The organism is Isoptericola cucumis, from assembly GCF_014635665.1.
Lineage (GTDB): Bacteria > Actinomycetota > Actinomycetes > Actinomycetales > Cellulomonadaceae > Isoptericola > Isoptericola cucumis.
In genome coordinates, this window is sequence record NZ_BMDG01000001.1 from 250,784 (window position 1) to 271,380 (window position 20,597).

The 20,597-nt window shown below is 75.8% G+C and carries 18 protein-coding genes; 8 read left to right on the plus strand and 10 right to left on the minus strand.

The window, feature by feature from the left end:
* The first annotated feature begins 13 nt into the window (after positions 1-13).
* The 4 genes from IEW03_RS01100 to IEW03_RS01115 all read left to right on the plus strand — a co-directional run bounded on the left by IEW03_RS01100 (position 14) and on the right by IEW03_RS01115 (position 6,857).
* Complete coding sequence (locus tag IEW03_RS01100; protein ID WP_371870579.1) at positions 14-1,318, plus strand: M18 family aminopeptidase; 1,305 nt, start codon at positions 14-16, stop codon at positions 1,316-1,318.
* Positions 1,319-1,326: 8 nt separating this feature from the next.
* Complete coding sequence (locus IEW03_RS01105; RefSeq protein ID WP_229737297.1) at positions 1,327-3,936, plus strand: DEAD/DEAH box helicase; 2,610 nt, start codon at positions 1,327-1,329, stop codon at positions 3,934-3,936.
* On the plus strand, positions 3,933-4,802 hold the full coding sequence (locus tag IEW03_RS01110) for an HpcH/HpaI aldolase/citrate lyase family protein (protein ID WP_188521799.1): 870 nt from the start codon (positions 3,933-3,935) through the stop codon (positions 4,800-4,802). The genes IEW03_RS01105 and IEW03_RS01110 overlap by 4 nt, the downstream gene beginning before the upstream one ends.
* A gap of 105 nt (positions 4,803-4,907) precedes the next feature.
* Entirely contained in the window at positions 4,908-6,857 is a 1,950-nt protein-coding gene (locus tag IEW03_RS01115; RefSeq protein WP_188521800.1) for a CocE/NonD family hydrolase, read from the plus strand.
* Positions 6,858-7,039: 182 nt separating this feature from the next.
* Here the strand turns inward: IEW03_RS01115 and IEW03_RS01120 are convergent, their stop codons facing one another.
* From IEW03_RS01120 to IEW03_RS01160, 9 genes are all read right to left on the minus strand, one after another.
* On the minus strand, positions 7,040-7,471 hold the full coding sequence (locus IEW03_RS01120; protein WP_229737298.1) for an Rv3654c family TadE-like protein: 432 nt from the start codon (positions 7,469-7,471) through the stop codon (positions 7,040-7,042).
* Positions 7,468-7,839, minus strand: coding sequence for a TadE family type IV pilus minor pilin (locus IEW03_RS01125; protein ID WP_188521802.1), 372 nt, complete (start codon positions 7,837-7,839; stop codon positions 7,468-7,470). Before IEW03_RS01125 ends, IEW03_RS01120 begins: the two co-directional genes overlap by 4 nt.
* The gene (locus tag IEW03_RS01130; protein WP_188521803.1) at positions 7,839-8,075 is read right to left on the minus strand and encodes a DUF4244 domain-containing protein; all 237 of its coding nucleotides are present in this window, start codon (positions 8,073-8,075) and stop codon (positions 7,839-7,841) included. Before IEW03_RS01130 ends, IEW03_RS01125 begins: the two co-directional genes overlap by 1 nt.
* A gap of 88 nt (positions 8,076-8,163) precedes the next feature.
* Positions 8,164-8,790, minus strand: a complete 627-nt coding sequence (locus IEW03_RS01135; protein WP_188521804.1) for a type II secretion system F family protein — start codon at positions 8,788-8,790, stop codon at positions 8,164-8,166.
* Complete coding sequence (locus IEW03_RS01140) at positions 8,787-9,275, minus strand: hypothetical protein (protein WP_229737299.1); 489 nt, start codon at positions 9,273-9,275, stop codon at positions 8,787-8,789. Before IEW03_RS01140 ends, IEW03_RS01135 begins: the two co-directional genes overlap by 4 nt.
* 161 nt (positions 9,276-9,436) lie before the next feature.
* On the minus strand, positions 9,437-10,591 hold the full coding sequence (locus IEW03_RS01145; RefSeq protein ID WP_188521806.1) for a TadA family conjugal transfer-associated ATPase: 1,155 nt from the start codon (positions 10,589-10,591) through the stop codon (positions 9,437-9,439).
* Complete coding sequence (ssd, locus tag IEW03_RS01150) at positions 10,588-11,415, minus strand: septum site-determining protein Ssd (protein ID WP_188521807.1); 828 nt, start codon at positions 11,413-11,415, stop codon at positions 10,588-10,590. The genes IEW03_RS01145 and ssd overlap by 4 nt, the downstream gene beginning before the upstream one ends.
* A 90-nt stretch (positions 11,416-11,505) precedes the next feature.
* Positions 11,506-12,804, minus strand: coding sequence for an MFS transporter (locus IEW03_RS01155; protein WP_188521808.1), 1,299 nt, complete (start codon positions 12,802-12,804; stop codon positions 11,506-11,508).
* Positions 12,801-13,439, minus strand: coding sequence for a winged helix-turn-helix domain-containing protein (locus tag IEW03_RS01160; RefSeq protein ID WP_188521809.1), 639 nt, complete (start codon positions 13,437-13,439; stop codon positions 12,801-12,803). The genes IEW03_RS01155 and IEW03_RS01160 overlap by 4 nt, the downstream gene beginning before the upstream one ends.
* A gap of 117 nt (positions 13,440-13,556) precedes the next feature.
* Between IEW03_RS01160 and IEW03_RS01165 the strand changes: the two genes are divergently transcribed.
* Entirely contained in the window at positions 13,557-14,396 is an 840-nt protein-coding gene (locus IEW03_RS01165; protein WP_371870580.1) for an HAD family hydrolase, read from the plus strand.
* A gap of 262 nt (positions 14,397-14,658) precedes the next feature.
* On the opposite strand, the gene IEW03_RS01170 is transcribed toward IEW03_RS01165, so the two are convergent.
* On the minus strand, positions 14,659-15,231 hold the full coding sequence (locus tag IEW03_RS01170) for a GNAT family N-acetyltransferase (RefSeq protein WP_188521811.1): 573 nt from the start codon (positions 15,229-15,231) through the stop codon (positions 14,659-14,661).
* A 220-nt stretch (positions 15,232-15,451) separates the two neighbouring features.
* Here IEW03_RS01170 and acs point away from each other — a divergent pair, with 220 nt between their 5' ends.
* From acs to mshD, 3 genes are all read left to right on the plus strand, one after another.
* Positions 15,452-17,464, plus strand: a complete 2,013-nt coding sequence (acs, locus tag IEW03_RS01175; protein WP_188521812.1) for an acetate--CoA ligase — start codon at positions 15,452-15,454, stop codon at positions 17,462-17,464.
* Positions 17,465-17,670: 206 nt separating this feature from the next.
* A complete protein-coding gene (locus IEW03_RS01180) occupies positions 17,671-19,392 on the plus strand; it encodes a M14 family zinc carboxypeptidase (RefSeq protein ID WP_188521813.1) in 1,722 nt (573 codons plus the stop codon).
* A 123-nt stretch (positions 19,393-19,515) separates the two neighbouring features.
* Complete coding sequence (mshD, locus tag IEW03_RS01185) at positions 19,516-20,514, plus strand: mycothiol synthase (RefSeq protein ID WP_188521814.1); 999 nt, start codon at positions 19,516-19,518, stop codon at positions 20,512-20,514.
* The last annotated feature ends 83 nt before the right edge of the window (positions 20,515-20,597 follow it).

Sequence of the window (20,597 nt, forward strand, 5' to 3'; positions counted from 1 at the left end):
GAAGATGCCGGACATGCCGTTCGAGCCCGTCCCGGAAGCCGCCCGCGCCCACGCCGAGGACCTCGGCGCCTTCGTCACCGCGTCGCCGTCGTCGTACCACGCGGCGGCGGAGGTCGCCCGCCGCGCCGAGGCGGCCGGCTTCACCCGCCTGACCGAGACGGACGCCTGGGACCTGGCTCCCGGGGGCCGGTACGTCGTCGTGCGCGACGGCGCCGCGATCGCCGTCGTCGTCCCGCCGGCCGCGGGCCCGACGACGCCGTTCACGGTCCTGGGCACGCACACCGACTCCCCCGGGTTCAAACTCAAGCCGCGCCCCACGACCGGCGGCCACGGCTGGCAGCAGGCCGGCGTCGAGGTCTACGGCGGGCCGCTGCTCAACTCGTGGCTCGACCGCGAGCTGGAGCTGGCGGGGCGCGTCGTGACGGCGGACGGCGGCGAGCACCTCGTGCGCACCGGCCCGTTCGCCCGCATCCCGCAGCTGGCCGTGCACCTGGACCGGTCCGTCAACGACGGTCTCGCCCTCGACAAGCAGCGCCACACGCAGCCGGTCTTCGGGCTCGGCGACGTCGCGGACGCCGACGTGCTCGCGGCGCTCGCCGCGACGGCGGACGACGGCGCCGGCGTCGACGCGGCCGACGTCCTCGGCTACGACGTCGTCGTCGCGGACACCCAGGCGCCGCGCGCGTTCGGCGCGGGCGAGGCCCTGTGGGCGTCGGGCCGCCTGGACAACCTGCTCTCCACGCACGCCGCGCTGACCGCGCTGCTGGGCGCCGACCCGGCGGAGCTCACCGGCATCGGCGTGCTCGCCGCGTTCGACCACGAGGAGATCGGCTCCGGCTCCCGCTCGGGTGCCGCCGGCCCGTTCCTCGAGGACGTGCTGCGCCGGGTGTCGACGGGGCTCGGCGCCGGTGAGGCGGGGCGGCAGCGGGCGTTCGCGGCGTCGTGGTGCGTGTCGTCCGACGTCGGGCACGCCGTGCACCCGAACTACCCCGAGCGTCATGACCCGGCCAACCACCCCGTCGCCGGCGGCGGGCCGATCCTCAAGATCAACGCGAACCAGCGGTACGCCACCGACGCGCACGGCGCCGCGCGCTGGCACGCCGCCTGCGCCGCGGCGGGGGTGCCGAGCCAGGAGTTCGTCTCGAACAACACCATCCCGTGCGGGTCGACGATCGGGCCGATCACCGCCACGCGCCTCGGCATCCGGGTGGTGGACGTCGGCGCCGCCATCCTGTCGATGCACTCCGCGCGCGAGCTCACGGCCGTCGTCGACCCCTGGTACCTGTCGCGCGCCATGGGCGCCGCGCTGCTCGGCTGACCTGCTCCGTGCCCGACGCCCTGCCCCACGACCCGGACCGGCACCCGCTGCTGGACGTGCTGACCGCGCACGGCGCCCGCGCCGACCGGCTCACGCACGCGCGCACGTTCCCCGCCCGAGCGGGCGTCACGGGCGAGTGGCCGGACTGGGCCGACCCGGACGTCGTCGCGGGGTACCGGGCGCTCGGCGTCGAACGGCCCTGGGCGCACCAGGTCGTCGCGGCGGACGCGGCGCACGGTGGGCGGCACGTGGCGCTCGCGACGTCGACCGGGTCGGGCAAGTCGCTGGCGTTCTGGCTCCCGGCGCTCACGGCGGTGCGGGCCCGTGCCCGTGCCGAGGCCGCCGACCCCGGCCGGATCGAGCCCGCCGCCCGGCGCGGCACCGTCCTGTACCTCGCGCCGACGAAGGCGCTGGCGGCCGACCAGCTCGTGGGGCTGGAGCGCCTCGTGACCGCCATGGGCGTCAGCCCCACCGCGCCGTCGGGGCTGCGGGTCGCGACCTGCGACGGCGACACCGGGCCGGACGAGCGCCGGTGGGTCGTCGAGCACGCCGACGTGGTGCTGACCAACCCCGACTTCCTGCACTTCTCGCTGCTGCCGAACCACCGCCGCTGGGCGCGGCTGCTGCGCTCCCTGCGCTACGTCGTGGTGGACGAGGGCCACGCGTACCGGGGGGTCTTCGGCGCGCACGTGTCGCTGGTGCTGCGCCGGTTGGCTCGGCTCGCGGCGCACCACGCCCCGCGCCCCGACCCTGGCCCTGGCGCGAGCCCTGGCGCAAGCGGCGCCGCCCCGGAGAACCTCGCCGGCGGGCCGGTGTTCGTCGTCGCCAGCGCGACGACGGCCGAGCCGGCGGTGAGCACCGCGCGCCTGGTGGGCGTCTCCCCGGACGAGGTCGTCACCGTCACGGCCGACGCCTCCCCCGCAGGCCGCCGCACGGTCGCGCTGTGGCAGCCGCCGGAGATCGCCGGGTTCGAGCGGTCGGGGGCCGGCGACGAGCCCGCGGCCGACGACCCGTGGGCGCTGCCGGACCCCCTCGACCCGGGGCACACCGAGCGCGAGGCGGAGGCCGTCGTCACGCCCGACGCGGCCGCGCCGCACCCGCGCCGCTCCGCCACCGCGGAGGTCGCCGACCTGCTGGCCGACCTCACCGCCCACGGGGCGCGCACGCTCGCGTTCACCCGCTCGCGCCGGGGCGCGGAGTCCGTGGCCCAGCGGGCGCGCGACCACCTGCGCGGGGCGCCGGACGACCTCGCCGCCCGCGTGGCGAGCTACCGCGGCGGGTACCTGCCGGAGGAGCGTCGTGAGCTGGAGCAGGCGCTGCGCACCGGCGCCGTGCGCGGGCTCGCCACCACCAGCGCCCTCGAGCTGGGGGTGGACGTCTCCGGGCTGGACGCCGTCCTGGTCGCGGGCTGGCCGGGCACCCGGGTGTCCCTGTGGCAGCAGGCCGGCCGCGCGGGCCGCGCCGGCGCGGACGGCCTGGTCGCGTTTGTCGCGCGCGAGGACCCCCTCGACACCTATCTCGTCACGCACCCCGAGGCCCTCCTCGACGCCCCGCTCGAGGCCACGGTCTTCGACCCGGCCAACCCGCACGTGCTGGCCCCGCAGCTGTGCGCGGCCGCGCAGGAGGTGCCGCTGCGCACGGACGACCTGGCCGCGTTCGGCGATCCCGCCGTGGTGCGCGAGGTCCTGGACGTGCTGGTCGCCCGGGGTGCGCTGCGACGCCGTCGGTCGGGCTGGTACTGGACCCACGCGCAGCCGGCCTCCGCGATGGCGGACCTGCGCGGCTCGGGCGGGCGGCCCGTGCGCGTGGTCGAGGCGACCACGGGACGGCTGCTCGGCACGGTCGACGCCGGCTCGGCCGACGGGCAGGTGCACGACGGCGCCGTGTACACGCACCAGGGGACGACGTTCGTCGTCGACCACCTCGACCTCGACGACGGGGTGGCGCTCGTGGTGCGCCGCGACGTCGACCACGCCACCTGGTCGCGCGAGGTGATGGAGATCGCGGTGGAGGACGACCACGAGGGGCGGCCGGTCGTCGAGCACGAGTGGGGGCCCGTCACGTGGGGGCTCGGCCCGGTCGAGGTGACGAGCCAGGTCGTGAGCTTCCAGCGGCGCCGGCTGCCGGACATGCAGGTGCTCGGCACCGAGCCGCTCGACCTGCCGTCGCGCACTCTGGCCACGACGGCGGTCTGGTGGTCGGTGCCCGACTTCGTGCTGCGCGCCGCGGGCGTGAGCGAAGACGAGGCGCCGGGGGCCCTGCACGCCGCCGAGCACGCGTCGATCGGGCTGCTGCCCCTGCTCGCCACCTGCGACCGCTGGGACCTCGGCGGGGTCTCGACCGCGCTGCACGCGGACACCGGCCAGGCGACCGTGTTCGTGTACGACGCGTACCCCGGCGGCGCGGGCTTCGCCGAGCGCGGCTTCCGGCTCGGCGCGCGGTGGCTGCAGGCGACGCGGGACGCGATCGCCGCGTGCACGTGCGCCGAGGGCTGCCCCGCGTGCGTGCAGTCGCCGAAGTGCGGCAGCGACAACGCCCCACTCGACAAGTCCGCGGCCGTGCGCTTGTTGGATGCGGTACTGAGCCACGCGCCCGCAGAATCTACGATCATGGGGTGACTATCGATATCGACCTCGCCGAACGCCGACGTTCTCGCGAGGAGACGCGCGTCGACGCCGCCAACTCCCGCTCGTGGCTCCTGCTGTCCGCCCTGCGGGCCGACGCCTTCGACGACGCCCAGCTCTCTCGCGCCGACCAGGTCATCCTCGACTGCGAGGACGCGGTCGACGACAGCCTCAAGGGTGAGGCCCGCTCCAAGGTCCTCGACTGGTTCGCGGGCGGCGGGCGCGCCTGGGTGCGGATCAACGAGCGCGGCTCGCAGGCGTGGGCCGACGACATCCGCGCGCTGTGGGACGCCGACGGCCTGCTGGGCGTCATGCTCGCCAAGACCGAGTCCCCGGACCAGGTGGTCGACACCGCACAGCGCCTCGGTGGCAACGTGCCCGTCATCCCGCTCGTCGAGTCGGCCCTCGGCATCGAGGACGCGGTGAGCATCGCGCGCGCGCCCGGCGCGTTCCGCCTGGCGTTCGGCTCGGGCGACTACCGCCGGGACACTGGCACCGCCAACGAGTCGCTCGCGATGGCGTACCCGCGCTCGCGCCTCGTCACCGCCAGCCGCATCGGCGGCCTGCCGGGGCCGATCGACGGCCCGACGGTCGGCACCAGCCACTCCCTGCTGCGCGAGCAGTCCGCCGACGGCGTGGCCCTCGGCCTCACCGGCAAGCTCTGCCTCGACCTGGAGACCCCCGCGGTCATCAACGAGTCGTTCAGCCCGTCCAGCGCCGACGTCGCGTGGGCCGTCGACTTCCTCGCCGACTTCGAGGCCTCGGGGTCCGTGATCCGCGACGGCTCCGACAAGCCGCGGCTCGCGCGCGCCCGGAAGATCAGCGAGCGCGCGGCGCTGTTCCACGTGAACCCCTCCTGACGCCGGCCCTCCGGCCGTGGTGGCGCCGCGGTCGTTGCCGTGGCGCCACCCCGGTGACCTCGGTACGTTGCGAGCGCCACCATCGGCCCGTCGGAGGGAAAGCACATGGGAGTGTCCCGAGGTTCTGGCAGACGTTCGTCCCGCCCGGTCGGGGCCGCGCTCGTCGCGGCGTTCACCGGCCTCGTCGTCGCGGCGGGTGCCGCGGTGCCGGCCACCGCGGCGCCGGCCGCCCCACCACCGGCCGCTGACGGGCAGCCCTATGTCCTGGGCGACGACGGGGCCACCGCTCCCGTCTACTCCTACGGCGACGCGATCAAGGAGTCGGTCTGGGTCGACGCGCCGGACCTGGACGGCGACGGGCAGCCCGAGCGCATCGCCGCCGACCTGATCCGCCCCGCCGAGCTCAACGGCGAGGCCGAGGTGCCTGTCGTCATGGACGCCAGCCCGTACTACTCCTGCTGCGGGCGCGGCAACGAGAGCGAGCTCAAGACCTACGACGCGGACGGGACCATCGAGTCCTTCCCGCTGTTCTACGACAACTACTTCGTGCCGCGCGGGTACGCCTTCGTGGCGGTCGACATGGCGGGCACCGGCCGCTCGACCGGCTGCACCGACCACGGCGGCCCGTCCGACATCCTGTCGGTCAAGGCCGTGGTGGACTGGCTGAACGGCCGCGGCACGGCGTCCTACGCCGACGGGACCCCCGCCGAGGCGTCGTGGAGCACGGGCGCCACCGGCATGATCGGCAAGTCGTACGACGGGACCCTGGCGAACGGGGTCGCCGCGACCGGCGTCGAGGGCCTCGAGACGATCGTGCCGATCGCCGCCATCTCCTCCTGGTACGACTACGACCGGGCGCAGGGCCTCCCCTTCTCCACCGGGTACCCCGCGTGGCTGTCGGAGTACGTCGCGGGCGACCGGCACGAGGCGACGAGCTGCTCCGCACAGCTCGAGCAGATGACGGCCGACTCGGCCGACGACACCGGGGCGCACAACGCGTTCTGGGACGAGCGCGACTACCGGGCGGGGACGCTCGGCGACGCCTCGCAGGTCACGGCGTCCGTGTTCGTCATGCACGGGCTGCAGGACACCAACGTCGACACCCCGAACTTCTCGCGCTGGTGGGAGGCGCTGGGCGAGCACGGCGTGGACCGCAAGATGTGGCTCTCCCGGCTCGGGCACGTGGATCCGTTCGACTCGGACCGCGCCGCGTGGGTCGACACCCTGCACCGCTGGTTCGACCACGAGCTGCACGGCGTCCGCAACGGCATCGACCGGGAGCCGGCCGTCCGGGTCGAGGTCGCGCCGGACGAGTGGGTCGAGCAGGACGACTGGCCCGCGGCGAAGCGCACGACGAAGCTCCGCCCCAAGGCCGACGGCTCGCTGAGCCTCGGCGCCGGCGGCCCTGCCGTCGACGCGGACTGGGTCAACGACCCCTCCCAGCGGTTCAGCCAGGCGCTCGGCGCGGGCGAGAACCCGCACCGCCTGCTGTTCACGACGGGGACGCTCCGCGACGACCTGCGGGTCTCCGGCACCCCGTCGGTGACCACGACCCTCTCCAGCGACGCACCGACCGGGCAGGTCACGGTCGGCCTCGTCGACTACGGCCCTGCCGACCGAGTGCTGCCGCAGGGCGACGGGGCGCTCACGCTCGAGACCGAGTCCTGCTGGGGCGCCGCGTCGGCGGTCGACGACGCGTGCTACCTCGACGTCGAGCGCCGCATCGGCCCCACGGACCTGCAGGTCCTCGCCCGCGGCTGGGCACGTCTCGACGGGGCGGGCACGCACCGCCTGACGGTCGAGATGCAGGCGAACGACCTGGTCGTCCCGGCCGGCCACCAGCTCGGGCTCGTCGTCATGGGGACCGACCGCGGTGCCACCGTCACGGTGGACCCGGCCGCGTCCGAGTACTCCGTCGACCTCGGCGCGACGACGCTGGACCTGCCGGTCACCGGCCCGCGGGCGAGCTTCGCCCCCGGCGCGTCGCAGGTCCCCGACGCGGACGAGATCGACCCGTTGGTCGCGCCGCTGACGGGGGTCGTCATCCCGGACTGACCCGGTTCGACAACCGGTTCGACAACCGGTTCGACAACCGGTTCGACAACCGGTTCGACAACCGGTTCGACAACCGGTTCGACAACCGGTTCGACAACCGGTTCGACAACCGGTTCGACGACCGGGGCGCCGGGTCGGAGCACCTGTCCGAGGTGCTCCGGCCCGGCGTCGTCGCGCCGCGGTCACGGCGTCCCCCGCGGCACCGGCGAGGCAGGCGGCGCGTGCGCGCCCGAGGGCCCGGGCGGCGGCAGCTCGGCGGGTCGCGGCCCGGCCCGTGCGTGGGCCCGGGCGTCGCCGAGCAGCCCGCGCCACGGCCCGTCGTCCGTGCCGACGGCCGCCCGCGTGGTCGTGACACCCACCACCCCGCCGGGCTCCGGCGCGCACGCCGCGAGCCCGGCACCGTTGCGCCGGACCGCCTCGCCGGCGGTCGCGCACGCGTCGGCGCCGTGCCGCAGGGCGGTCGCCGCGGCCAGCGCACCCAGGTCGGCCGCCGCCTGCGCCGTGCCCCGGGCGCGCTGGGCGGACCCCAGCGCGCCGACGGCGAGCGCCATGAGCACGACGACGGCGGCGAGCGCGAGCACGAGGACCGTGCCCGCCCCGCGTTCCCGCCTCACGGCTCCACCCACGCCGTCGCCTCGCCGGTGGCGCGCAACGGCGCCGCGGCGAACCAGCCGCCCACGACCGGGCGGGTCACGGTGACCCGCACCCACGTGTCGTCGCGGCTGACGCCGAGCTGGGCGTCGTCGCCGCCCACCCGCGCGACCGTCTGCCGCACGGCGGCGTCGTCCTCGCCGATCGCGTAGGCGCGCGCCCCGGCACGGGCCGCGTCCAGGGCGCGCATCTGCGCCGTGGACGCGGCCGTGAGGGTCAGCACCGCGACCAGCAGGAGCACCACCACGGGCAGCCCGACGGCGAGCTCGGCGGTGACCGCGCCGCGCTGCGGATCGGCGGCACGTACCTCGCTGCTGCGATGCCGGTGCATCAGACCGACAGCGCCGAGCTGATGATGCTCTCCAGCAGGCCTCGCACCGTGTCGCTCTTCAGCACCGCGATGAGCAGCCCTGCGAACCCGACCGCCGCGACCGTGGCCACGGCGTACTCCGCTGTCGCCAGCCCCGCCTCGGGGTCGAGCTCCTGGGTGCCCGCCCTGGCGTGCTGCTCCTCATCGCGCCCGCCGGGGGCGCGTTCGCCGTCCCCGGTCTCCGTCGTGTTCCTCATCGTGTTCCTCCTCCTCGTTCCTCCGGCCGGTCGGCCGGACGTCGTGATGCGCCGGACCTTGGGGCGCACGCAGGGTCGGGTCGTCCTGTCAGCCGGACAGCAGGTCGACGCCCAGCGCGATGAGCACCGGGGCGAGGCCGACCAGCACGAAGGCCGGCAGGAAGCACGCCCCGAGCGGCAGCACGAGCCGCACGCCGAGGCGGGCCGCGGCCGTCGCGGCCGCGGCGCGCCGTTCGTGCAGCGCCTCGTCCCGCGCGGCGCGCAGGGCGTCGGACGACGCCGCGCCGTCCACCCATGCCCCGCGCAGGGCGCGGCGCAGCGGTCCGAGCCGTGCGGGCGCTCCCCGCCAGGCGGTGTCCCAGTCCGCTCCCAGGCGCAGGGCCTCGGCGGCCGCGCGCAGGGCGGGCGCGTCGTTCCCCCGCACGGCGTCCGCCGTCGCCTCGAGCGCCCGCGGCACCCCCGCGCCGGCCCGCATGGCCGCGGCGAGCAGCTCCAGCAGCACGGGCAGCTCGGCGTCCGGCCCGGCGTCCGGCGACGCACCGACGCCACCGGCAGCTCCGCCCGGACCCCCGATCCCGGCCTCGCCCGGACCGGCGCCCGCGACCTGGTGCCCGGCGCGACGACGCGCCCCTCGACCGGCGGCCCACCACGGCGACGCCGCGACGAGCACCAGCAGCCCGACCGCTGACGCGACGACGGCCGGTCCGCCGCTCATGCCGTCCCCTCCCCCGCCGTGCGGGCCGCGGCGACGAGGCGCCCCGTCCACAGCCGCCCGGCCACCAGGAGGAGCACGCCGAGCGAGACGGCCGCGGTCCCGGCGCCGCCGTCGGTGGCCGTCGCGAGCGGGTCGGCGCCGAGCGCCCACCCGAGCAGCGCCCCGAGCACGGGCAGCCACAGGAGCACCTGCGTCGTGGCCCGCGGGCCGGCCAGCGACGCCTCCCGTTCCGCACGTGCCTCCGCCTCGGCCACCAGGGCGCCGGAGACCGCGTCCAGCACCCCGCCCAGCGGGGCCCCGACGTCGCCGGCGAGCCGGGCGGCGGCCACCACCGACCGGGCGTGCTGCGCGCCGCCGACCACCGGTGCCAGCTCGTCGGCGTCGGGCAGCCCCGCCAGGTCGACGCGTACCCCGAGGGCCCGCGACCAGGCCGCGGCCGGCGGGGCGCCGGCACGCAGCAGCGCGACCACCTGCGCGACCGCCACCCGGACCTCGTCCCCGGCCGCGGCGGGCGACCTGCCGGCCGCCCGTCGCCACCGGGCCGTCCGAGGGCGCGCGGGAGACCGGACCAACACCTCGGCGCGACGGCCGCCCGGTGCGAGCACCGCGAGGACGGCGAGGCCCACGCACGCACCGGCCAGGACGCTCAGCACCCCGACCACCGGCCGGCGAGCTCGTCCCATGCGGGCCCGGGCACGGGCGATCCCTCCCCGCCCCACCGCGCGGCCTGCCGCACCGCGAGCCGGCCGTCGTCGTCCCGGTCCACCAGGCCGACCTCGGCGACGTACCGGCGACCGCGGGAGCGCCGCAGGTGGAGCACCACGTCCAGGGCGGCCGCCGCCTGTGCCGCGACTGCCTCCCGCGGCATCCCTGCCAGGGCCGCGAGCGCCTCGAGGCGGGCCGGCACGTGCTCGGCGGCGTTGGCGTGCACCGTGGCCATGCCGCCGTCGTGGCCGGTGTTCATGGCGAGCAGCAGCTCGCGCACCTCGGCGCCGCGGCACTCGCCGACGACGATGCGGTCGGGCCGCATCCGCAGGGCGCCCCGCACGAGGTCCGTGAGGCTCACCTCGCCGACGCCCTCGACGTTGGGGCGCCGCGCGGCCAGCCCCACGACGTGCGGGTGCTGCGGCGCCAGCTCGCGCGCCTCCTCGACCACGAGGATCCGTTCGCGCGACGGAACCAGCCCGAGCAGCGCGGCGAGCAGCGTCGTCTTGCCCGTGCCCGTGCCGCCGCTGATGAGCAGGTTCGCCCGCCCGCCCACGAGCGCGGCCAGGGTGGGGCGCCACTGTGGCGACACCCCGCCGGAGGCGACGAGCGCCTCGAGGTCGAGCGTCGCCTGCCGCAGCACCCGGAGCGCGATCACGGCGCCCGACGGCGCCACGGGGTCGACGACGGCGTGCAGGCGGGTGCCGTCGGGCATGCGGGCGTCGACGGTGGGCGCCGCGTCGTCGAGCCGCTGGCCGGCCACGGCCGCCATCCGGACCGCGAGCGCCCGCACGGCGGCCGGGCTGCCGAGATCCAGGTCGGCCCGGTGCAGCCCGTCGCCACGGTCCACCCACACCTGGTCGGGCCCGTTGACCAGCACGTCGGTCACGCCAGGCTGGTCGAGCAGGGCCTGCAGCGGCCCGGCGCCCGTGAGCTCGGCGCGCGCGGCCCGCGTGAGGTCTGTCAGCGCGGAGGAGCCGATGACGCGCCCGCTCGCCACCAGCGCGGCCCGCACCGCGTCGTCGTCGACGGCCGCCCCGGCGACGCGGTCGCGCACGTCGTCGAGCAGGCTGCGCTCCACCGGCCGCGGTCTCACGACGCCCCCTGCAGCGCCGCGGCCAGGCCGGCGGCCACCCGTCCGAGCGCGCTGCGGCGCCCGACCGGTGGCCCCTCCCCGCGGTCGACGGCGTCTGCGAGCCGGCCGTCCCACCGTGCCTCGGCGACGACGTCGAGGCCCAGGGCCGCCTCCAGTGCCGCGGCGTCGACACGACCTGGCACGGGCCGGCGGGCCACGACCCAGGGCTCGCGCACCCGCGCGGCGTGCAGCCCGGCGCAGGTCGCCACGGCTCCGGCCACCCCCGGCACCGTGCAGGGGACGACGAGCAGCGCCACGTCCGCCGCGGCCGCGAGCAGGCCGGCGGCCCGCGACCATGCCGTGGGCCGCGGCAGGTCCAGGACGACGCTCTCGCCGGCCCTCAGGAGGGCGGTCGTCACGTCGAGGACGACGGCGTCGTCGGGCGGGTCCGGCTGCTGCCGGCTCGCGGACAGCACGGGCACCGTGCGCCACCGCGGCAGCGCGGCGAGGAGCCCCTCGCCGTCGACGTCGCCGCGCGCGGCGGCGAGCTCCGGCCATCGCGCGCCGGGCTCGTCCTCGATCCCGAGCAGCACGTCCTGCCCGGGCCCGGGGACGTCGAGGTCCACGAGCACGGCGGGCTCGCCGGAGCGCCGCAGCCCGTGCGCCACGGCCGCGGCGAGCGTGCTCGTCCCGGCCCCGCCGCATGCGCCGACGACGGCCACCGTCCGCGCGGTGCGGCCGGTGCGCCGTGTCCCCGGCGGGCCGGTGAGCCACGGGAGCTCGGCGCGGGCGGAGGTCGGCAGGGTGCGGGTGCTCGCCGCGAGCGGCTCGGGTGCGTCGTCCATGGCGCCCAGGCTGGCCGCCGCGCCACGACCGCGGGTGCGGCCCTGGTCAGTCTGTGGAGGGCCGGCCCCTGGGGGCGGGCTCGGCCGCCGTCAGACGCTGACGGCGGCCCGGCCGGAGGCCACCAGCGCGCGCTCGTGCCGTCGGGCGGGCAGGAAGCAGAGCACCCCGAGGATGCTGAACGTGCCGGCGACGATCATCGCGACCGGCGTGGAGGTCAGCTCGGAGAACCGGCCGAGCACGGGCGACGCGAGCGCGTACGACACGAACGCCACCATGGACGCCATCGACAGCACGGTGGAGCGGTTGCGCGACTCGGCCTCCCGGTGCAGCAGCGCCTGGTACGTGGGCCCGCCCGCCCCGTGCAGGGAGTAGGTCACGAGGTACGCCACGACCAGCCCGGCCGGCCCCGCGGTGAGCCCCATCCAGACCACGCCCAGGCCGTTGAGCACCCGGGTGATCATCGCCGCGCGCACGACGCCGATGCGGCGCGAGGCCAGGCCGGCGAGCGCCGACCCGAGGGCGAACACCCCCCAGCCCGCCGACGCGACCACCCCCATGATCGCCCCGGCCTCCTGCTCGCTGCCGAGCAGCTCGGACAGCCGGATCGGCATGAGCGACTCGTACGCGACCATCGCGACCGACCAGAACAGCTCGACGAGCAGCAGGCCCAGCAGCACGCGATTGGAACCCGCCAGCCGCAGCCCGTCGGCGATCACCGCCGGCGTGCGGCGGGCCTCCGCGAGGGCACGACGTGCCCTCGACCGGCCGGGCGCGACACGCGCGCCCGCCGGGACCGGCCGGTCCTCCTGGAGCAGCACGCACACCATCACGAGGTGCGCGACGGCGAGCACGGCGTAGACGACGTACGGCAGCGTGAGCGCCGACCAGGCCGTCACGGGGTGCCACCACACCAGGGCGCTGGAGGCCAGTGCTCCCACCGCCATCGCCGTGCCCATGACCCCGCCCTGCTGCGACAGCGTCCGGTCGACGTCGGCGCCCGGGGTGGTGGCGTGCACGGTGTCGACGAACCAGGCCTCCATCGGCCCGGAGTCCAGCGCCCGGAAGGTGCCCATCGCGGCGGCAGCGAGCGCGAACGCCCAGAAGCTCTGCGCCGTCGCGAACAGGGTCGCGGCGAGCACCTGCATCGACGCCGCCGCCACCAGCACGGGCCGGCGGCCGAGCGCGTCCGCCGTCCCGCCGGTCGGCAGCTCGAGGGCGAACACGACGATCCCGGTGATGGACGCGAGCGTGAGGGTCTGCGTGACGGACAGCCCGCGCTCGATGGGCAGCAGGGTCGTGACGGCCACCACCAGCCCGACGGGGAACCAGCGGGTCGCGCTGAGCAGGAGGAAGACCCGGCGCGCGGCAGCCGGCGACAGGGCGGTCATCGCCCGGCCACGCCGTCGGACGCGCCGCCGTCGGACGCAGTGCCGTCGTCCGGCACGTCGTCGGCGTCGAGCGGGAACGTGAACCGCCACAGGTGCAGGCGCCGGGCGCGCGGGTCGCCGGTGCCGAGACGCAGGTACTTGTTGACGACGGCCTCGAGCTCGTCCTCCAGGGCACGGGCCTGCTCGGGCGTCACGTCCACCCAGGTGTCGGTCATGCCGGAGACGTCCTGCCACTCGGCGGGCCACGACTCGGCGACGTCGAGCCAGTGGCTGTAGTTCGTGTCGAACTGCCGGTGGTAGTCGCGCACCAGCCAGCCGAGGGCCGTGCGCGCGTCCTCGTCGCCGGCGAAGTCGGAGTCGTTCCACCCGTGGCTCTGCGTGGCGGCCTTCCAGATCCGCTCCTTGCCGCGTCCCTCCTGGGTGTCGGCCACGAGCCCGACGGACTCCATCTTGCGCAGGTGGTAGCTCGTCGCGCCGGTGTTCGTGGTCAGCTCGGCCGCGAGCGCGGTCGCCGACGCCGGGCCGCCGCGCCGCAGGGCGCCGAGCAGCCGCGAGCGCAGCGGGTGCGCGAGCACCTTGGCCGCCTCGGCGGTGAGCTCGAGATGGGTGTACGGGCGGTCCTTCTGCTCGGCCATGCGTGCACAGTATCTCTGCACACTCCCTATGCACAAGAGTTGTGCACAATGAGCGTGGACAGTTCCCGGCGGGCCGCACCCCTCGACCTGCCGACCGGCACCGATAGGCTCACCTGCGTGAGCGCCCAGCCGCACGACCCGGCCGTGACGCCGCCCCGCGCCCGCACGGCGCAGGGCCACCGGGTCGCCGCCTTCTTCGACCTGGACAAGACGATCATCGCGACCAGCTCGTCGGCCGCCTTCTCCAAGCCGTTCTACGCCGGCGGGCTCATCACGCGCGGCGACGTGCTGCGCAGTGCGTATGCCCACCTGCTCTTCCTCGCCGGCAACGCCGACGCCGACCAGACGGAGCGGATGCGCAAGCACCTGTCCGAGCTCGCGACCGGCTGGGAGGTGAGCAAGGTCCAGCAGATCGTCGCGGAGACCGTGCACGAGCTCATCGACCCGTACGTCTACGCCGAGGCGGTCGAGCTCATCGCCGAGCACCACGAGCTGGGGCACGACGTCGTGGTCGTCTCGGCCTCGGGCGCCGAGCTCGTCGAGCCGATCGCCACCGTGCTCGGGGCCGACCACGTCGTCGCCACCCGGATGGCCGTCGACGACGGCCGCTACACCGGCGAGATCGAGTTCTACGCCTACGGCGAGCAGAAGGCCGAGGCCGTCCGCGACCTCGCCGCCGCGCAGGGGTACGACCTGGAGCGCTCCTTCGCCTACTCCGACTCCATCACCGACGCGCCCATGCTCGCCGCCGTCGGGCACGGCTTCGCCGTCAACCCCGACCGCAGCCTGCGGCGCGCGGCCGTGGAGCACGGCTGGGGCGTGCTCACCTTCACCCGCCCGGTCGCGCTGCGCCGCGTGCTGCGGCCGCCGACGGCGGTGCTCGTCCTCGGCGCTCTGGTCGGCGCCGCCGCGGCCGCGTGGCTGCTGAGGCGCTGGTGGTCCTACCGGCGGGGCTGACGCGCCCTTCCCCGAGGGCGCCCGCCCTTGCGACCCCGGCCCGGGTGACGTTCCATGGAAGTCAACGGCCGGACGCCGGGACCCACGCACAGGAAGTCCCCGGTTGAGGACGCACTCGGTGGGAACGGACCCGCCCGGTGAAAGCACGACGCGCCTGCTACCCGCGTCCGGACCGGCGAGGACGGCGCTCGGTCGAGCAAACCCGGGCGCCGTTCTTGTGCCAGCCTCTGAGTCCTGCGCCGGCCTGTGAGCAGCCCTGCGACTACGGCGTGGCGGCCCACTCGCTGCGGAGCACGGCGTACGTGTAGCCGTCGAGCCAGCCCAGCTCGGCGTGCCACGAGTCCTGGACGCCGTGCTGCTCGCGGCGCATGCCGAGCTTCTCCATGACCCGCCACGAGGCCGCGTTCGCCGCGAAGCAGCCCGCGGTGACGCGGTGCAGGCCCAGGTCGTGGAACCCGACGTCGAGCAGCGCTCGTGCGATGGCGGTCGCGAACCCGCGACCCGCGTACGCCGGGTCGATGAGGTAGCCGAGCGAGCCCTCCGCGCCACGCCAGACGTCGCCCTGGATCTGGCCCTCGCCGTCGTGGACGGACAGCGAACCCGTGCCGACGACGACGCCGTCCAGGTCGGCGACGACCGAGTGGTCGGCGGGGTCGTCGACCGAGGCGAGCCACTTCTCGCGGAACGCGTCCGGTTCGACCACCGTGCGCAGCAGCCACCGTGTGACGTCGGGGTGGTTGCGCCACGCGAGCACCTGGTCCACGTCCCGGCTCGACGGGGGGCGCAGGACGAGCGGGCCCACCTGCCGCGGCCAGGTCACGTCGAGGGTGGTCATGGTCGAGATCTACCAGTCCGTTGCCGGACGGGCTACGGAATTGTTCCGGCGGCCCGGACCCGGTTTGCAAGGAGGGCGGCCGAACCGTGGACGGCGTGACCCCGGTCACGCGTGAGGTCTAGACTCCCGACGGCGAGACCCCGCGGGGCCCGCCGTCCCGGGACGTGGCGTGCCGCGCCCGGCGGGACCGCACCAGCGACGATGCGCACCGGAGGTAAGCGTGCCAGAGAACGAGACCACCGCCCCCAGCCTCGAGAACCTCCTGCACGAGACGCGGGCGTTCCCGCCGAGCTCGGCCTTCGCGGCCCAGGCGAACGCCCAGCCGTCCATGTACGAGGACGCCGCGGCCGACCGCCTCGGGTTCTGGGCGACGCAGGCGCGAGACCTGGTCACGTGGTCCACACCGTTCACCCAGACCCTCGACTGGTCCGGCGCGCCGGTGGCGAGGTGGTTCGCGGACGGCAAGCTGAACGCCGCCTACAACGCCGTCGACCGGCACGTCGAGGCGGGGCTGGGCGACCGGGTCGCCCTCCACTTCGAGGGCGAGCCGGGCGACACCCGCACCGTCACGTACGCCGACCTGCAGCGCGAGGTCTCCCGCGCCGCCAACGCGCTGGAGTCCCTCGGGGTCCGCACGGGCGACCGCGTCGTCATCTACCTGCCGATGCTCGTCGAGTCCGTCGTCGCGATGCTCGCCTGCGCCCGCATCGGCGCCCCGCACTCGGTCGTCTTCGGCGGGTTCTCCGCCGACGCGCTGCGCAGCCGCATCGCCGACGCCGAGGCGAAGGTCGTCATCACGGCCGACGGCGGCTACCGCCGGGGCGCGCCGTCGGCCCTCAAGCCCGCCGTCGACGAGGCGCTGGCGCCCAAGGAGGGCGCGCCCGCCACGACGGTCGAGCACGTGCTCGTGGTGCGCCGCACCGGGCAGGACGTCGACTGGACCGAGGGCCGCGACGTCTGGTGGCACGACGCGGTCGACGGCGCCTCCGAGGTGCACGAGCCCGTGCAGGTCGAGGCCGAGCACCCCCTGTTCATCCTGTACACCTCCGGCACCACGGGGAAGCCGAAGGGCATCCTGCACACCACCGGCGGGTACCTCACGCAGGCGGCGTACACGCACAAGTACGTGTTCGACCTCAAGCCGGAGTCGGACGTCTACTGGTGCACGGCCGACATCGGCTGGGTCACGGGCCACTCGTACGTCGTGTACGGCCCGCTCGCCAACGGCGCCACGCAGGTGCTGTACGAGGGCACTCCGGACACCCCGCACCGCGGCCGCTGGTGGGAGCTCGTCGAGAAGTACAAGGTCTCGATCCTGTACACGGCCCCGACGGCGATCCGCACCTGCATGAAGTGGGGCGAGGACGTCCCCGCCGGCTTCGACCTGTCGAGCCTGCGCGTGCTCGGCTCGGTGGGCGAGCCCATCAACCCCGAGGCGTGGATGTGGTACCGCCGCGTGATCGGCGGCGACACGGCGCCCATCGTCGACACCTGGTGGCAGACGGAGACCGGCGCCATCATGATCAGCCCGCTGCCCGGCGTCACCGCCACCAAGCCGGGCTCGGCCCAGGTGGCGCTGCCCGGCATCGTGGCCGACGTCGTCGACGACGAGGCCCACTCCGTGCCCGACGGCGGCGGCGGGTACCTGGTGCTCTCCGAGCCGTGGCCGGCCATGCTGCGCGGCATCTGGGGCGACCTCCAGCGGTTCAAGGACACCTACTGGTCGCGCTTCGAGGGCCTCTACTTCGCCGGCGACGGTGCCAAGAAGGACGAGGACGGCGACATCTGGCTGCTGGGCCGCGTGGACGACGTCATGAACGTCTCCGGCCACCGGCTGTCCACCACCGAGATCGAGTCGGCGCTCGTGTCGCACGACGTCGTCGCCGAGGCGGCGGTCGTCGGTGCCGCGGACGACACCACCGGCCAGGCCGTCGTCGCGTTCGTCATCCTGCGCGGGGAGCACGCCGACCGCGCGACGACGCCGGAGGGCGCCGAGGAGGTCCAGGCCGAGCTGCGCAACCACGTGGCCGTCCAGATCGGCCCGATCGCCAAGCCGCGCCGCATCCTCGTCGTGCCGGAGCTGCCCAAGACCCGGTCCGGCAAGATCATGCGCCGCCTGCTGCGCGACGTCGCCGAGAACCGGACGGTGGGCGACGCCACGACCCTCGCGGACTCGTCGGTGATGGACCTCATCTCCGCCGGGCTGAAGAAGCCCTCCTCGAACGAGGACTGACCGACACCAGGCAGCACCACGAGGGGCGGACCGCGACCTGCGGTCCGCCCCTCGTCGCTTGCGCGCGGGGCCGACCACCGCGCCCGATGTTGGGGCGATATTTCCCGGTTGCCCGGCTTCCTCGCCTCTGGGAGCCTCCTGGGCACAGGGTCGACGGCGGCTGTGCTGCCGGTCGGCCGCGTTTCCCGCAGCCAGAGAGGAAGCCCGTGAACAGCACCCTCAGGCACCACCAGGAGAGACACCGCACCCGCCGTCTCGCCGTCACGCTCGTCGCGACGTCGGCCCTGACCACGGTCGCGCTCGCGGCCTCCGCCGCCCCGCCGCCCGGGCCTGCCGACGACGGGCCCGCCCTCCAGGTCGCGACCGTGCGCGCCGAGACCCCCGCGCAGAAGCAGCGGCTGCTCGCCACCGGTCTCGACGTCCTGGACGTCTCGTCCCCGGACGCCGAGGTGCTGCTGTACGGCGAGGCGGACCGCAAGCGGCTGGTGCGCGACGGCTGGCAGGTCGATGTCGAGCCGGCGGACGCCGAGCTCGCGACCCTCCGGGAGGCGCGCACCGCGGAGGAGGCCGCCCAGGCGGCCCTGGCCGAGGACCCGTCCGGGGCGTCGTCCCTGCCGACCGGCCGCGTCTCCTACCGCGACCTGGAGACGGTGAACGCCGAGCTGCGCGCCCTGGCGAAGGAGCACCCCGAGCAGGTGAAGCTCTTCCGGATGCCGCGGACGTCGCTGGTCGGACGCCCGATCTACGGCATCGAGATCGCCGGCGACGTGCGGGCGGAGGACGGCGACCCGGTCTTCCTCCTCACCGGCGTGCACCACGCCAGGGAGTGGCCGACGCTCGAGCTCACCACCGAGTTCGCCACCGAGGCCGTCACGAGCTACGGGAAGGACCCGGAGCTCACCGCGCTGATGGACTCCGCCCGGATGGTCGTCGTCCCGGTGGTGAACCCCGACGGGTACGTGATCTCGCGCGAGCTCATCAACGAGATGAAGCGCAAGAACTGCCGCGTCGAGCCCGGCGTCGTCCCGACGTGGGAAGAGTGCGCCGCCACGACCGGCGACCTCGGCGTGGACCCGAACCGCAACTACGGGCCGTTCTGGGGCGGCCCCGGGTCGAGCGTCGAGACGACCGCCGGCAACCACCACGGGGCACGGCCGTACTCCGAGCCGGAGATCGCGAACATGCGCGACCTCATCAACTCCCATCAGGTGACGGTCGCGGTCAACGCGCACACCCCGGACGCCCGCCTGCTGCGAGCCCCGTCGTCGCCGCTCGAGCCGGTGCCGGCCGACGTCGAGGCGTACGACGGCCTGGCGCAGGAGCTCGGCTCCCTCCTCGGCTGGACGGCAGGCCCGTGGCCGGAGGTCTACTACGACGCGTCGGGCACCGCGGAGGAGCACGGCCTGTACGTCAACGGGACCTTCGGATTCACCCCGGAGCTGATGCCGGGCTTCGACGGGCTGCAGCGGTTCCACCCGCCGTACGAGTACGTGCCGCAGCAGTACTGGGGCACCGGGGAGTACGAGGGCTCCAGCGCCCGCGCGGCGTTCGTCCGGGCGTGGCAGGCGGCGGCCGACCCGGCGCTGCACTCGGTCGTCACCGGGACCGCGCCCGCGGGCGTCGAGCTGACCGTCCACAAGGACGTCACGGTCGAGTCCTCGCCCACCCCGGTGGCCGACGGCGGGACGCTGACCTCCGACCACGAGCTGGTCTCGACCCTCGAGGTGCCGAAGAACGGCCGGTTCGAGTGGCACCTGCTGCCGTCGCTGCGGCAGTCCCAGGAGACCTCGACGCTGCTCGAGGAGTCGTGGACGATCTCGTGCCGCAACCCCGCGGGCAAGCCGGTCCGGTCGGTCGAGGTGACCCTCGCACGCGGTGAGTCCGCCGCGGTCGACCTGTCCCGCTGCCCGAAGGGCCCCCGCGGCTAGCGACGCCCCGGCACGGCGGCCGACGCCCGCCGGTCGACGACGGCCCGCCCCACCGCAGGGCGGGCCGTCGTCGCGACCCGGCCCCGGTGCCCCGCCGGCGGCACACTTCGGCATGATGGGACCGTGCGTACCGCTCCCCCGCTGCAGATCGGGCCCCTCGACCCCACCGCCCAGGAGACCGTGCGGCGCCTCGCCGAGGCCGCCGCCGCCCACGACGGGGTCGCTCCCCTGTCGGAGCAGCCGCTGCTGCGCCTCGCGACCGACGCCGAGTGGCTGACCCACGTCGTCGCGCACGACAAGCACGGCGCCGTCGTCGGCTACCTGCAGGTCGACCGGGGCGGCGACGACGCGTCGGCGGAGCTCGTCGTGCACCCCGAGCACCGCCGCCGGCACACGGGCAGCATGCTGCTGCGCACCGCCGAGCGCGACGCCCGGCTGCCCATGGTCTCGGGCGCGCCCGGGCAGCGGGGCAAGGGCCTGCGCGTGTGGGCGCACGGCGACCTGCCGGAGGCCCGCGCGTTCGCCGCCGACCGCGGCTACGCCGTCGTGCGCGAGCTGCTGCTGCTCGCCCGGCCGCTGTCCGGCCCGACGGCGGCGACGCAGGTCGACGGGTTCCGCGTGCGCACGTTCCGGCCGGACGCCGACGACGAGGCGTGGGTGCGGCTCAACGCCCGCGCGTTCGCCGACCACCCCGAGCAGGGCCGCCTCACGACCGACGACCTGCGCGACCGCCGCGGCGAGCCGTGGTTCGACCCCGAGGGACTCTTCCTCGTCGAGCCCACCGCGCCCGCCGGTCCCGCGGACGGCCCGGGCGCCCCGGACGACCCCACGGTCGCGCCGGTCGCGTACCTGTGGACGAAGGTCGAGCCGGGCCAGCCCGACGGCGCCCGCGACGGCGAGATCTACGCCGTCGGCGTCGACCCGTCCGCGCAGGGCCGAGGCCTCGGCCGGATGCTCACCTCCGTCGCGCTGGAGCACCTGGCGCGCGCCGGGTGCGACCGCGCCGTGCTGTACGTGGACGGCGACAACGCCGCCGCGCGCGCCACGTACGCGGGCGCCGGCTTCGAGCCCGCTGCCGTGGACGTCCAGTACGCGCCCGCCGCCTCCGCGACCGCGTCGTAGCCGCGGCTCCGGTCCACCCCTGGTCCGCCCCCGGTCCACCCCCCGGCGGTCGTCACCCGTCGTTCACCCATCGGTGCCACGAT

Coding starts and splice junctions, on each gene's coding strand:
- IEW03_RS01100 (WP_371870579.1), top strand. CDS start 14: ATGCCGTTCGAGCCCGTCCCGGAAGCCGCCCGCGCCCACGCCGAGGAC.
- IEW03_RS01115 (WP_188521800.1), top strand. CDS start 4,908: ATGGGAGTGTCCCGAGGTTCTGGCAGACGTTCGTCCCGCCCGGTCGGG.
- IEW03_RS01125 (WP_188521802.1), bottom strand. CDS start 7,839: ATGCACCGGCATCGCAGCAGCGAGGTACGTGCCGCCGATCCGCAGCGC.
- IEW03_RS01130 (WP_188521803.1), bottom strand. CDS start 8,075: ATGAGGAACACGACGGAGACCGGGGACGGCGAACGCGCCCCCGGCGGG.
- IEW03_RS01135 (WP_188521804.1), bottom strand. CDS start 8,790: ATGAGCGGCGGACCGGCCGTCGTCGCGTCAGCGGTCGGGCTGCTGGTG.
- ssd (WP_188521807.1), bottom strand. CDS start 11,415: ATGGACGACGCACCCGAGCCGCTCGCGGCGAGCACCCGCACCCTGCCG.
- IEW03_RS01155 (WP_188521808.1), bottom strand. CDS start 12,804: ATGACCGCCCTGTCGCCGGCTGCCGCGCGCCGGGTCTTCCTCCTGCTC.
- IEW03_RS01160 (WP_188521809.1), bottom strand. CDS start 13,439: ATGGCCGAGCAGAAGGACCGCCCGTACACCCATCTCGAGCTCACCGCC.
- IEW03_RS01170 (WP_188521811.1), bottom strand. CDS start 15,231: ATGACCACCCTCGACGTGACCTGGCCGCGGCAGGTGGGCCCGCTCGTC.